This window comes from Wolbachia endosymbiont of Cruorifilaria tuberocauda, assembly GCF_013365475.1.
Lineage (GTDB): Bacteria > Pseudomonadota > Alphaproteobacteria > Rickettsiales > Anaplasmataceae > Wolbachia.
Genome location: NZ_CP046579.1, coordinates 794,650 through 809,081 on the forward strand (window position 1 = coordinate 794,650; position 14,432 = coordinate 809,081).

At 32.6% G+C, this 14,432-nt stretch carries 11 protein-coding genes and 3 tRNA genes; 4 read left to right on the forward strand and 10 right to left on the reverse strand.

Annotated features, from left to right (window positions below):
- Window positions 1-22 precede the first annotated feature (22 nt).
- Window positions 23-406, forward strand: coding sequence for a TraR/DksA family transcriptional regulator (locus tag GOY13_RS03165; protein ID WP_175814353.1), 384 nt, complete (start codon window positions 23-25; stop codon window positions 404-406).
- Here the strand turns inward: GOY13_RS03165 and gmk are convergent.
- The 7 genes from gmk to GOY13_RS03200 form a co-directional block, all read right to left on the reverse strand.
- Window positions 403-1,059 carry a guanylate kinase gene (gene gmk, locus GOY13_RS03170; protein WP_175814446.1) on the reverse strand — a complete coding sequence of 219 codons (657 nt, stop codon included), beginning with the start codon at window positions 1,057-1,059 and terminating at the stop codon, window positions 403-405. The two genes, GOY13_RS03165 and gmk, sit on opposite strands and share 4 nt — an antisense overlap.
- Window positions 1,060-1,606: 547 nt before the next feature.
- Window positions 1,607-2,824, reverse strand: coding sequence for a pentapeptide repeat-containing protein (locus tag GOY13_RS03175; RefSeq protein WP_246214299.1), 1,218 nt, complete (start codon window positions 2,822-2,824; stop codon window positions 1,607-1,609).
- Entirely contained in the window at window positions 2,817-4,049 is a 1,233-nt protein-coding gene (locus GOY13_RS03180) for an ankyrin repeat domain-containing protein (protein ID WP_175814354.1), read from the reverse strand. The genes GOY13_RS03175 and GOY13_RS03180 overlap by 8 nt, the downstream gene beginning before the upstream one ends.
- Before the next feature lie 649 nt (window positions 4,050-4,698).
- Window positions 4,699-4,788: transfer RNA gene (locus tag GOY13_RS03185), tRNA-Ser, on the reverse strand.
- Between the two features lie 128 nt (window positions 4,789-4,916).
- Window positions 4,917-5,423: an inorganic diphosphatase gene (ppa, locus tag GOY13_RS03190; protein ID WP_175814355.1), complete on the reverse strand. Its 507-nt coding sequence runs from the start codon at window positions 5,421-5,423 to the stop codon at window positions 4,917-4,919.
- Between the two features lie 66 nt (window positions 5,424-5,489).
- Window positions 5,490-6,038, reverse strand: coding sequence for a demethoxyubiquinone hydroxylase family protein (locus tag GOY13_RS03195; RefSeq protein ID WP_246214300.1), 549 nt, complete (start codon window positions 6,036-6,038; stop codon window positions 5,490-5,492).
- A 1,290-nt stretch (window positions 6,039-7,328) separates the two neighbouring features.
- Window positions 7,329-8,732: an NAD(P)H-dependent flavin oxidoreductase gene (locus GOY13_RS03200; RefSeq protein WP_175814356.1), complete on the reverse strand. Its 1,404-nt coding sequence runs from the start codon at window positions 8,730-8,732 to the stop codon at window positions 7,329-7,331.
- A 149-nt stretch (window positions 8,733-8,881) separates the two neighbouring features.
- Between GOY13_RS03200 and coaE the strand changes: the two genes are divergently transcribed.
- Window positions 8,882-9,472: a dephospho-CoA kinase gene (gene coaE, locus GOY13_RS03205; protein ID WP_175814357.1), complete on the forward strand. Its 591-nt coding sequence runs from the start codon at window positions 8,882-8,884 to the stop codon at window positions 9,470-9,472.
- On the opposite strand, the gene GOY13_RS03210 is transcribed toward coaE, so the two are convergent.
- Window positions 9,452-10,654: a ribonuclease D gene (locus GOY13_RS03210; protein ID WP_175814358.1), complete on the reverse strand. Its 1,203-nt coding sequence runs from the start codon at window positions 10,652-10,654 to the stop codon at window positions 9,452-9,454. The two genes, coaE and GOY13_RS03210, sit on opposite strands and share 21 nt — an antisense overlap.
- 162 nt (window positions 10,655-10,816) lie before the next feature.
- Here GOY13_RS03210 and GOY13_RS03215 point away from each other — a divergent pair.
- Together GOY13_RS03215 and GOY13_RS03220 are read left to right on the forward strand one after the other, a co-directional pair.
- Window positions 10,817-10,891 (forward strand) — tRNA-Asn (locus GOY13_RS03215).
- A gap of 295 nt (window positions 10,892-11,186) precedes the next feature.
- Window positions 11,187-11,261 (forward strand) — tRNA-Asn (locus GOY13_RS03220).
- Window positions 11,262-11,364: 103 nt separating this feature from the next.
- Here the strand turns inward: GOY13_RS03220 and nuoH are convergent.
- Together nuoH and nuoG are read right to left on the reverse strand one after the other, a co-directional pair.
- A complete protein-coding gene (nuoH, locus tag GOY13_RS03225) occupies window positions 11,365-12,390 on the reverse strand; it encodes an NADH-quinone oxidoreductase subunit NuoH (protein WP_175814359.1) in 1,026 nt (341 codons plus the stop codon).
- A complete protein-coding gene (nuoG, locus tag GOY13_RS03230) occupies window positions 12,374-14,422 on the reverse strand; it encodes an NADH-quinone oxidoreductase subunit NuoG (protein ID WP_175814360.1) in 2,049 nt (682 codons plus the stop codon). The genes nuoH and nuoG overlap by 17 nt, the downstream gene beginning before the upstream one ends.
- Window positions 14,423-14,432: the final 10 nt, after the last annotated feature.

Consider the following 14,432-nt stretch of genomic DNA (forward strand, 5'->3'; position numbering starts at 1 on the left):
TTACTTAATAAACGATTAAATCATGAAAGAATTACCAAAAATAAAGTTACCAGAAGACTATGCTCCATCAGAAAATGAAGAATATATGAGTGTGAAACAGATTGAATACTTCAGTTTAAAACTGCAATCAATGCTTGCTGAGATGGAGAAGCATCAACTAGAAGAAAGTGCATACTATTCTGACGAAGATAATGGAAATGAAAGATTAATTAAGCTCAGAAAAGAGAGAAAAGAAAAAATCAAAGATGCACTAAAAAAAATAAAATTGGGCACATACGGCTATTGTGAAAGAACAGGAGAAGAAATAGGAGCTGAAAGACTTAAAGCTAATCCGTTTGCTATATATTGCATTGAAGAGCAAGAGAAATTAGAAAGGGAAAAAAATGCATATAATATTGAAGACTAACTTGAAAATATTTTAACAAATCTATTATTTGATTTCTTTCTTCTTGATCTTTCTAGCTTTTCTTTCTCTAATATAGAGCTTATTTCTTTCACACTTTTATCAATGTCATCATTGATTATTATGTAATCATATTTATCTCTCTTGCTTATCTCCTTTTGAGCTTCAGCTAGTCTACACTCTATCTCATTTGCACTATCAGCATTACGTTTTTGCAAACGTAGCCTAAGCTCTTCTATTGAGGGAGGAAGCATAAAAATGCTCACAACCTTTTCTCTCATAATTTTAAACAAATGAAATGCTCCTTGCCAATCTATACTCAGTAAGACACTTACTCCATTGTTTAGATTTTGTTTTATAAAATCCTTTGGTATACCATAAAAATTTTTAAAGACCTTAGCGTGCTCAAGCATTTTACCAGACTTGCACAATTCATGAAACCTTTCCTCAGTGACGAAAAAATAGTCTTTCCCGTTTATTTCACCAGGACGAGGTTTACGTGTAGTTACAGAAATAGATCTAACTAGGTTAGTTGATTGATTAAATAACCTCTCTAATACAGTAGTCTTTCCTGTCCCAGAGGGAGAAGATAGAATTAACAGTATACCATTCACTCTTTTTTGCCATTTTAAAAAGTAATTTAATAAGAATATCATAAATTCCTCACTCACTAAATTATAAACTTTCCAGAATTCATTCTTTCTTTAGGTCGGCTTCCAAAAGGCTATAACAGACAAAACTAGAATTCAATAGATTAGTAACCTTAGAAAGGAGCTACTAAAAGTAGCACAAGGCGAATCAGCCTTTTTAAAGGTTCAGCTATTTAAATTAATATTTATAAATTTCGTTCCGCTTAATCTTGAACAAGAAAAACAAGCATTTTTCAGATTCATGCTTTTAAACTCAAAGAGAGTAATTTATATTAAATCCTTTGCTTTGCAATATTTCTTCTTGTAACCCTTCAATTAAAGTTTTTTCTGCTATTTATTAGCAATTAAAATTGAATGGCAAAACCTATAATCTATCAGCAAGTATCAACAGTAGAATCTACATGCACTTGAAGAATAAAAATGTGCATTATCGATTACTGAATTACTGAGAAAAAAAGCTTATCTTTTTAAAAGCATTACTATTAAGCAGAGAAGATTTGAAGCTATTCTTAATAGAGCCTGAATTAGATACTCCTAGTTAAGAGATCCTGAACTACTTCACTATTGAACTAGCAAACACTGGGTTTTCTATTTCACTAGAACTAATGCTATGGGAAAGGGTTGACTCATCAATTTGGGAGCCTTTTACCTTAACCTTATACATTGAGACCTTTGAAAGATCTATATTTTTTATCTCTGTAGAGGTAAATGATGAATAATCAAAAAAAGAACCGTTCATATTAGAATTTGTAACTTTAGCATTATTAAATTTCCCGTAACGGACGTCAGAGTCAGAAATATTCACTTGGTCAAGTTCACTAGAACTGAAATCAATGTTAGATAGATCAGCATCACGAAGGATAACTTCATAAGCATATAAGTGTTTTATTTTAGAACCATTCAGTATAGATTGCACAAAACTTGAATTATTACTACTGACATAGGAAATTTGTGTATTGCTTAAATTAGCCTTATTGAAGTTACTGTTAGTTATGATAGAAGAACTAAGGCGAACATTAGAAAGATCGCTACCTGTAAAATCTGATTCCTTTATTTCTGTACCATATATATTAGAATTCTCTAATGAAGAAAATTGTACTTTTAATCCATGTAAATCAACTCCAAAAAAAATCGCATTATCAAGATTACTCTTTTGCACAACAGTATTACTTATTTCACTATCACTAAAGTCTACGTAACCAATATCGGAGTTTAATAAACTAGAAAAATTCATTTTTACATTTGAAAAGTTAGTATGTATCCCAGCTATGTTGTGCATTCTAACCTTTCTTAGATTAGAGCTGATAAACTCAGCATAACTAACATTAGATTGAGTCAATATAATATCCGTCAAATTTGTATAAACAAATTTTGCGAAACTTAAGTCTGTATTTTCTATTCTTACACCTTGTAAATTAGCATTGGAAAAATTAGCCCCACGTAAGTCAGCCTTAATAAAAGATACACCTGACAAATCAGTGTAAGAAAAATCAGATCCAACTAGATTAACCCCATCAAATGTGGATCTATTTAGGTACAACCCACTAAAATCAGCTCCACTTAAGTTAGGGCCAAAATTTTTCCCAAAGTCTTCTGGTATACCTTCTTTATGGCACTTCATTAGAAATTTAGCAAAGTCTTGTTTACTATAAGATACATACTTTACCTCATGTAAAGTACTCAAAAAATTATCAACAGGATCTTCTATATTATTCACCACATACCCATAGCACAAATGACAGGCAAAAATCAATACCAAAAACTTAATCACTTTTTTTGCTATAACAAAATTTATTATCTTCTTTTGCCTTTATAGACCAATTATGCATCTCTAAGTCTTCTCCTTTATTGCCTATTCCTTCAGATTCCGAAAAACATGGCATCATCTCAGCAATCGCATTTACTATGTCAACTCGTTCTCTTTCAATCGCTATACTAATAGGAGATTGAAGATTGTTATTAATCACTCTAGGGTCAGCACCTTGTAATAAGAGGAAACGCACTATATCTATTCTTCCTTGCTTGACAGCATAAATTAGAGGAGTATCTCCCAGCTTATTTCTAAACTTCAGCACCTCTTGAACTGTTAACTCAAGCTTTTCTAATTTACTCATTATTCCTCTTAAGCAAATTAAATTGTTCTTTCTAACACAATAAAAAAGCTGCTTACTATAGTCAGTAACAGACACGGCTGTTGGAAGATGCTCATTAAGCAGACCATATTGTTTCTTGTATATTGCACTATCTTGTGCATCTTTATAATGCCATCCTTTCGCTGATTCTCTGCTTAATTTTATCCACTTTTGTAAATTTTTCTCTTCCTCACGTTTACTTTTCTCATCTTTATTAGGAATAGTTCCATCTATATCAGAGCCTTTATCTAATTCCTTCACTCCTTCTGCAACTAAGGCATGCAACTTTTTCTCTTCTAACAATTCGTCTATATTATTTCCAAAATGTTCATTCTTTTCAATATCAACTTCCCTATTAATTTGTATATTCCCCTCCAAATAAGTTGGATTTTCACTTAGACTAGTACTTGCAAGGAAAGTTAAATTTTTACTAACCCCTATGTTAATAGAATTAAGTAAATTTAGAGTAGTCCAATTTTTACTTCTCTTTAACAGATCCCAGCTAAAATCCAGTAAAACTTTATTATTCCTCTTTGCCAAATTTACATCATTTTCAATTGCAAAAGTTTTGTTCTTATTATAGTGTAGCCTTTCTTTACTTCCTGTTTTTCTAGTTTTGATATTCTGTATATGTTCAATATCTAACTTATCAACTGCATTTTTGAATGGCTCCAAGACATTTCCCTGTCGAATCTTACTTTGTAGTAAAACTTGTTTTAGATGCTCCACAACACCTATATCTCCAAGTAAAGGACTAATTGGCTTACTTATATTGATTTTCTTTTCTTCAAACTGACCTATAGCAAATAAACTCACTGAGCTAAATAAGAAAAATAATGATATAAAGTACAAAATACTCTTCATAAATGTTTTATTAGAAGCTTAGCTAAAAAGTATTACCAATAGAATAATTAATCTATATTAAAAATGAATATGAGAAATAAAGGAAAATTATGAATTTTGTAACAGCAATATTAGCATGATACAAAAATAAAACATGTATTCTTATAAAAGTCTTGCAAATGCAGCACAATCGGCATTCATTAAGCTATCCAAGAAAATTGCAATTTTTCTATTCTCATAGCCATCAAACTTACTACTCTATTTTTAACAATGTTCTTACTAAATTTGTAACACCAACTATATATCTGTGCATAAACTTAATCTTTCAAGCCCTTTGCTTTTATTTCTAATCATTACCTGTTTAAAACTACTTTTATTGTTCACTAAAACTAACATTTCTTCTAGACCAAGCTTCTCGAGTTTACAATTTTCTTTCACAAGAAAAACATAGCCCGACTTCCATATTTTAGAAGAGAACAAAATACTACATATTTTATACATATAAAATACTAATGCTTGCCTTGACTTATATTAGCTCTATTAATAAAGGTATAGAAACAACTCAACTACAACATTAAAAGCTATCAACAAGGATTCAGTATAATTTAGGTTACATACCTAAGTAATATAAAATGACTAAAGTGGACAATTATGCATTAGCAGCAATATACGGAGAGAGAGGGATTCGAACCCTCGATATAACTTTTAATTATATAACGGTTTAGCAAACCGCCGCCTTCAGCCACTCGGCCACCTCTCCAAATTTTGGAACAAAGCTCATATATAATACCAAGGCCTCTAATAACCTGTCTAACACTTTTAATAGCAATATTTTACGATACTTTATTACCCAAATAATTGAAAATTGGTTCTCATCACAAACAAGTTTTACTCAATAGCACTCTCAATAATCTCTTTAGCTTCTTTCATACCGACCCAATCACTAACTATTACTGTTTTTCCCTTCTCTAAATCTTTATAATGTAAAAAGAAATGGGTAATTTTATCCAGCAGATTTTTAGGTAAATCAGAATAGTTTTTTATATTATCATAATAATTATCAACACTGGAGATAGGTACAGCCAATACTTTTTCATCTTCTCCTTTCTCATCCCTAGTAAGTAAAGCACCTATTAGACGTACTGGTATCAAAACACCAGGTGTCAAGGGATATTGGGTTAATACTAAAGCATCTACAGGATCACCATCACCTGCACAGGTATTTGGTATAAATCCATAATTACAAGGATAGACCATTGTAGTAGATAAAAATCTGTTGACTTGCAATAATCCAAGTTCCCTATCAAATTCATACTTTATAGGTTTAGCATTCGCACCTATTTCAATCATCACATTTATTACATCTGCTGTTACAGTTATTTTACTCAAATCCATAAATTACCTCTTACTAAGAGTAAACAATTATATAATATATATTTTTAGCGGCTATTTAGAAACCACTTAAATTAACTTAGATAAGTAAATGGCAACTTTACAACCTGTTTTTATGAATGAAGATAAAACATTATAGCCAAATACGTCCTTAGCGTTGTACTTAATTGCAATATTCCTATGCTCTAACTCTTCATCACGAAACTTGTTTATAGTTTCTCTTAATTCATCATCTTCTAAATGTAAAACTTGCTCTTTATAATGCTTTTCAATTACTTCCTCAACTGCAGCAGTACAAGCCATGGCAGCTTTTTCACCCATAATGGCCGTTGCAACACCAAGTGATACTCCCAATATACGCCAAATCGGTAATAAAATAGTAGGATGAATTTTCCTCTTTTTAATCTCCTGACTAAAATAGTGAAAATGTTTCTTTTCTTGTTCTTCCATTTCAATTATTCTATTGATTATAGAAGATTCTTTAAGAATAAATTTTTGACCAGAATAAATACAAACAGCTCCATACTCTCCAGCATGGTTTACTCTAATTGCTTGTTCTAAAAATTTTCTTTTCATCATCCCAATATTGCAGCTTCCTTTTCTCAAAATCTTCTCCATCTATTTCTAATCAACACTACTATAAGCAAATTTACTATGGTGAATAAAACTTTACATAATAACTGTATGAACTTTTATGACTTCTAGAAATTTAAAGTTTTCCTTAAAATCACTTAAGAACCTCATTAATCACGTTCTACCTAATACCTAGATATTTTATTATCTTTAATCTTACAAGTTAATGATCGAAGTACTGATTATTAGTATCTTATATCTAATTTTTGCACCACATATATTTTTCGTCTTTATTAACTTTTTTAGATCATAAGTCCTACAGCTATAGTTGTTTCAAGAAGCAAAGAAAATTAACTCGCAGAACGAGGAAATGGAAATTCTCTCTTATAGAATATACTTTATCTTGTTTTACTTAAAGATTTTTTAGCAGCTATAGTTAATATAATTATTAAAGAAACATTTTTATTTATTTTTCTGGATTCTCTACTGTTTGTTACTAGATAACATTTCTTTGGACAGATACTCAAGCCATAATATTTATATGGCTTTAAACCTAGAAGAGAAGGATGAGACTACAAACCTTATACTGCCAGACAGTGGGGGTGCTTATTTCATTAAGCTGCAATTACAGAATAAATTAGGAAAAACTTCACTTCTAATCAGCATGAAATAAGGGAATTGAAATTCACAATTAGGAACTTAGATATCTATTTTTATACCTCATTTGTTTCTCTTCAGTCTTTCTCCTGACATCTCAAAGATTCTACATGTGAGATTTGCTCTGTAGACTTTCTAGCTTTGTTTCTTTAACAGAGGAAAAGACATAAAACTTATAGAAAGCAACACAAATTACAGCTACTATCTAAAGCTAATAGACCATACTATTTCTATTTTTTTATTTTCTCTGCTTTAATAACCGTTATTATTTAGTCCTACTATATTTGCCAAACAAAGAATTGATACCATTATCGTGATAGAAATATTGGAAGATCAGACTTCTATCATTAGTGCTGTAATTTTTCAAAATCTCTAAGAAAGTTACTATTATTGCTTGCAATATATTACTCTTCCTTCTCCTCTCATTGGATATATTATCCAATAGATTTTCCGCAGCAAATTTTTATACAAACCTTTAAGCTTTTACTTATCCATTAATTCATAACGCCTAATGTATCAAGGAGTGTAAAAATTCTTAAGTATCCCTAAGGACTTTTTCAATATGATTCAACTTATGCCTCTTTAAAAGACCATTATCGATTAACATAGTGGACTACCTAAATCTACAAATAAATATTCACTGCACAATTTTATAACTATTTATCAATTGAACATAATTCAGTATCCTGTTAACATCCTTTCTACCAACTCTCTTACTGTTGGTATGTATCCATTCTCATAAAATGGATCCCGCTTAAACTTGTACACATTATGCCCAGAAAATAAGAGTTCATTTTCAACATCACCACTATACATAATGTTTTGCAGTGTTTTTTGTATACAGAAGCTTCTCGGATCTGGCTTTCTACCTGTTGAATGGTTACCATGATCCTTCCAATTACTAAATAAACAATGACTCAAACACCCCATACAATTGATTTGATCTTGCCTTATCTTCGCAAATTTATCAGGTGTTACAAAAATGACAGTTATATCTGGAGTCTTCATTACTTCTGTATACCCTGCTTTAATCCATGTGTTCGCAAGCTTTTTATCTTCTGCAGTTAAGTAGATTTTTCTACCTCTTGTACCAACCGTAAATTCACTATTGAATTCCTCATTAGCACTTTCTGAAAATTTTAGTTGTCGTAAGTTTCGTTCCTGCAATTCACGTATAAAGTTGTTTTTCACTGCAGATGAGTAAAACCCTGTTGGGCTAAACCTATTTAAAAATACGTCGCCCTCCTCTAAAGTTAATAACTTTTTTTTCCATTCCATAGAAATTGGGCTCTCCTTAGTCAAAAGTGGGCGAGTACCAAACTGAAAAGCTATTGGTCCAATCTGCAGATTGTCAAGCCAGTGTTCCCAATCCTTTAAATGCCATACTCCTCCTGCCATAATAATTGGTGCTCTAGAAAGGCCAACCTCACTCATGAAAGATCTAAGTTCTACAATCCTTTCAAACGGAGCTTGTGGAAACATCGGATCTTCATTGCTACTGAGTCCATTATGCCCACCAGCAAGCCATGGATCCTCATATACTACTCCACCAAGCAAAAAAGAAGATACTTTTCTGTAAGCACGCTTCCATAATGCTTTAAAAGCGCGTACTGATGAAATAATCGGGTAATAATAAACCTGATATTTAGACGCGATCTCCCCAAGCTTGTAAGGCATACCAGCTCCACAAGTAATACCATGCACTAAACCTTTCGCCCTTTCTAATATACCATGAAGTACCCGTTCCGCTGCTCCCATCTCCCATAGCACATTCATATGTACTCTTCCATAGCCTCGTGAGATTTCGTTTGCTATCTTTGCTTGACTGACACCAGCTTCAATACTATATTGAATTAACTCTTCATGTTTTTCACTTCTTGTTTTTCCCCTATAAATCAGTGGTACTAACTCCCCATTATCATCAATAAGCTTAGCATTTGCTCCCGAAAATGTACCAACAGCACCTGCTGCGGCGAATGCTCCACTTGACTGTCCATCACTAATTGCAATGCCTTTGCCACCTTCAATAATCGGCCATACTTCCTTTCCTGAAATTATTACCTTTTTTATCTTATCTTTCAAATCTCCCTCATAATCTTCTGTTCCATTCTACTTTAATTACTAAAAAAACATAGCATATCTATTTTCTCTTGACATAATTAGAGTTTGTAAGAGAATCTAAAATTTAAGTAGATATATAAAAACAACTGTTACAGACATATTTTTGCTATATGATTATAGGGTTAACAGGTGGAATTGGAGTAGGAAAAAGTTTTGTAGCCAACTGCTTCAAAAAACTTGGTGCCGTTGTGTTTGATGCTGATTTCGTAGTACATCAACTTTATACAATGAACAAAAACTTAATAAGGCATGCGGAAAAAAAATTTCCTATAGTGGTAATAAACAGTAGAATAGATAGGGCAGTGCTATCTAAATATTTTATATCTCATGATAAAAATTGGAAGAAATTTCAATTTTTGGTTCATTCAGCTGTACGTGATGAACTAGAATTTTTCATTACATGTGAGAAAAGAATCAATAATAAGAAGATCTTGATCTTAGATATCCCTCTTTTGCTGGAAACAAGATTTTATTTATACTGTAACTTTATTGTTCTCGTTCATGCAGACAGTATTGCACAAGATCAAAGACTTAGTGAACGTAATATAAACAAAGAAAAACTAGATCTAATCCTGAATATTCAGTTACCTTTCAAAGAAAAAAGGAAGATGAGCAACTTTATTGTTAACACCAGTACAAGTAAAGAGCATGTTTTTTCTCAAGTAAAAGACATAGTAGATTCATTGAACCCCAGAGCTTGATTTCAAACTACAACTTGAATCCACCAAATTACTTCTAATTTCAGATATATTATTCATAAGTTTCACTACCGAAATTTCAAATTTTGAGCTTGCATTTAGAAACGACTCAACTGATCTACCAAAAAAATCATACCTCCATCCTTTAAATAGCTTATCCACTTGTCCAGATATTGACCCAGCCAACTCTTCTTTTGAAGAAACCAATTTTCTGGATATATTATTTTCCTTACACTTACTCTCCAAGATAACTGAAAGTATATCAAATACAGACCTATCATAAGCATTTGATGGAGCACAGTTCTGCTGCATAAAATCCTTCTCATTTTCACTGAAAATATCTATAAATTCCAATAAATCTTCCTCCTTTATGTTTTTAGCGTTCTTCTTCAGATCATCTAAAATATCATCAACACGTTCTATATTCCTCTCAATAAATCCAGCTATTATAGAGTTATTAATAACTTTATTACGATTTACATTATAGCGCTGTGCTAAGGTTTCTTGCCATTCACTAACTGCTTTAACAGTCAATATTAATCTTGGATTTGCTTTACAATTAAATTTAATTCTCTTCCATGCATTCCTTGGACTGCGCAAGTATTTATTTATATCAACCACCGACTCCATTTCCTCTTGAAACCAGCTCATTCTATTCCTTTCTTCAAGTTTATCATGTAATATTTGGTGTAGATCATATAGGTAAATTACATCGCTGACTGCGTAGTCCAACTGATCCTTAGATAACGGTCGTCTCAGCCAATCCGAATTTTTAGCTTTAACTTTATTTAGCACTATTCCCTGATATTGTTCCACTACTTTTGAATAACCAATAAAGTTATAGTAATAATGACAAAACATAGCAGCAACTTGGGTATCAAAAATTGGAGCAGGGATACACTTGAACACAGTAAATAAAGATTCTATGTCCTGTTGGCAGCTGTGGAACACTTTAGTTATCTCTCGATCAAGCATAACACTCTTGATAAATGATAAGTCAATTCCTGGTGCTAATACATCTATAATAAAGCTCATCTCTTTATAAGAAATCTGAATTAACGATAATTTAGGGTAATAGGTTAAGTTATTTCTAATAAACTCTGTGTCAACAGCTATGAGCTTTGGTTTTTTTGCTATTAGCTCCTTGCACATACCATCCAGATCTGACATTCTACTAATTAGCATATATTTCTCATTTAATAATGCAATTTTATCTCTTGAATTTAATCTTTGCAATTAGTGACTTCCAGAGCAAAATTCCAGCTTTTGTTTTATAAAAGTTTCAGTTATATATACAAAAAACTATTTACAATCAAATTGTAATGTGATAAGTTAAAGATAGTTTACTCCTCGGTAGCTCAGTGGTAGAGTAATTGGTTGTTAACCAATTGGTCGCTGGTTCGAATCCAGCCTGGGGAGCCACATCGATATCGATCTCAGTAGTGAGCTTTGTTTCTAATACTTAACATATGTAGCTCTTTCTTTTAGTTACTACTTAAAGGTTTCTGCTTCATATTAAGCTTGTTAGTTTTTACTGTTTTCTTGAAGGTTGGTACTCTCTAGTTTCTACGAAAAAGTGAATTTTCTTAAAATCAAATCTTTATAATCAACAACTTCCAGAGCAAAATTCCAGCTTTTGTTTTATAAAAGTTTCAGTTATATATACAAAAAACTATTTACAATCAAATTGTAATGTGATAAGTTAAAGATAGTTTACTCCTCGGTAGCTCAGTGGTAGAGCAGTTGGCTGTTAACCAATTGGTCGCTGGTTCGAATCCAGCCTGGGGAGCCACATCGATATCGATCTCAGTAGTGAGCTTTGTTTCTAATACTTAACATATGTAGCCCTTTATCATAATATAAAGCTTATTAAAAATTAAGTAAAGCTAATGCATTTACTGCTCAAAGCTTGGCAAATTTCCAGTAAAGAGTAATAACCCTGAAGTTAGAATTAACCAAAGTGTTGACATTGGTAGAAACACTTTCCAACCAAGACGCATTAGTTGATCATATCGATAGCGAGGTATAGTTGCCCTGACCCAAACAAACATGAACAACAGTAAAACTATTTTTAAAATAAGCCAAACTAAACCTGGAATTTTGTACAGCAAATCAAATTCTGCAGGAGGATACCATCCTCCTAGAAAGAATATTGCTGTCATAGCACTTGCTAGAATCATATTAGCATATTCTCCAAGGAAGAAAAGAGCAAAAGGCATTGATGAATACTCAACACTATACCCGGAAACAAGCTCTGCCTCAGCTTCTGGTAAATCAAATGGGTGACGATTAGTTTCTGCAAGAAGAGAAATAAAGAATACCAATGCTATAGGTATTAATAGGATATCAATCCAAAATGGCATATTATGTTTTATTACAACTATTTCCCCGAGATTTAGCGTACCAGTTATAGTAACGATTACAGCAACTATAAGGCCTATTGAAACCTCGTATGAGATCATTTGAGCAGCTGATCTTATGCTACCTAAAAATGCATAATTAGAATTACTAGACCAGCCTGCAATAATAATACCATATATTCCTAAAGAGGATATAGCTAGAACATAGAGTACACCAACATTGATATTAGCTATTACATTAGGAATTACTATTTGCTGCCTATTCTCTATAATTACTTTAGCACCAAACGGTATCACTGCCCACGCAATCAATGCTAAAATAAATGTAAGAACTGGAGCTGCGATGAATAGCATAGTATTTGCTCTAAATGGTATTATTGCCTCTTTAGTTAGTAATTTAATAGCATCTGCAAACGGCTGTAGCAGTCCAAAAGGACCAACAACACTAGGACCATGCCTCAGTTGAATTGCAGCAATAACTTTGCGTTCAAAATACACTAAGTATGCAACTGAAAGCAGTAGCTGCACTAAGATGAATAGGATACTAATTAGCGTGTTCATAGAAAGCTTTAGTACAATTTGCCATTGTCTTTGAAGCACGACTTATAGGGTCTGTCATATAAAAGTTACATTCCTTTAAAGTGAAAGGCTTACCACTTAAGCTTATTTTATCGCAATTAATTGAAACTAACTTATTTTTTATCACTTGATCAGTATTTCTAAATTGTGGGCCAATAGTATCTAATTTTTCTCTCACATCAGATAAACTATTATATGGCAACGAAAAGTCCAAATATTGAGATAAACTCTTAATGATTAGCCAATCTTCCTTTGCTTCACCAGGAGGGAATATAGCTAAATTTGTACTCTGGACTCTGCCCTCAGTATTTACGTAAGTTGCACATTTCTCTGTATATGCAGCTCCAGGTAAGATTATATCTGCTATATTTGCTCCTCTATCACCGTGATGACCTTGATAAATTACAAAAGTATTTCTTAATTTTGATATATCAATTTCATCTGCACCAAGAAGATAAACAACCTCTATTTCGCCGCTCTCTGCTTGCTTGAGTATTTGTTTAATGTCTTTCCCACCTTTTTTAGGAATGAATCCAACATCCAATCCACCGACCCTTGCTGCAGCTTTGTGCAGAATATTAAAACCATTCCAGTTGTCTCTAACTACATTAAATTTTTCTGCAATTGAAGTAGTTAGAGCTAAAATTGATTCAGAATCACTTCTTATTAACGCATCTTGACCTATAATAAGCATAGGATTTTGAGCAGAATTCAGTAATTTGCAAAATTTATGATTTCCTTTCGCTATTTCATACAAGATATTAGGGTTATTACCTAGATTTTCAACATGATACAAATACTTAACATTAGGACCGATGCTTGCAATAGGAAAATCTCCTTGTAAATACCTTTTTCTTATACGCGCATTAATAATAGGTGCCTCCACTTTAGGATTTGTGTTTATAAGCAAACATAAATCCGCGCTTTCTATGCCTTCAATAGTAGTGTTAAACACATACGACCCACGAGTACTGGATATAAGTTGAGCTCCATCTTGCCTACAATCTAAATTTATTGAACCAAGCTTATGCATTACCTCTTTTAATAGAAGCATAGATTCACAATCTGACAAATCACCTGCAAGTGCAGCTATCCTATTTGGTTTTGTGTTCTTTAATTTTTTTGCAGCAAGAGTTAGTGCTTCATTCCAATCAGCTGAGACTAATTTACCATCTTTCTTTATATAAGGTTGATCGAGGCGTTGCACTTTTAGCCCATCGTAAGCAAAACGAGTTTTATCTGATATCCACTCTTCATTAATTTCCTCACTAAGTCTTGGCAAGACTCGCATAATTTCAAGACCACGATAATCAATTCTGATTGCGCTTCCTACAGCATCAAGCACATCTATAGTTTCACACTGTGAAAGTTCCCATGAACGAGCTTTAAATAAATAAGGCTTTGAAGTCAAAGCACCTACAGGGCAAAGATCTATGATATTCCCAGACAATTCAGAGCTAATGTATTTTCCTATATAAGTACTAACCTCCATATTTTCTCCTCTACCAATTCCTCCTAATTCACTTGTACCTGCTACATCAGACAGAAATCTAATGCATCGAGTGCAATGAATGCACCTATTCATTGCAGTTTCAATTAATGGACCGAAATGCTTTTTCTGCACTGCCCTTTTATCTTCATCAAACCTACTTATTCCCTTACCATAAGCTACTGCTATATCTTGTAGGTCACATTCACCTCCTTGATCACAAATTGGACAGTCAAGTGGATGATTAATAAGCAAAAATTCAAGTATGCCTTCACGTGCCTTTTTAATTTTTTCAGTGTCAGTACGAATAACCATACCTTCTGTAACTGGGACTGCACAAGAAGCTATTGGCTTTGGAGATCTTCCTTCAACTTCAACTAAACACATCCTGCAGTTGCCAGAAATTGCTAAGCGTTCATGATAACAAAAGCGAGGAATTTCAATGCCAAATGCTTCACAGGCTTGAATTATAGTAAACCCAGGTTCTACCTCATACTCCTTAGAGTTAATAGTAACCTTAACCACAAACTTAACC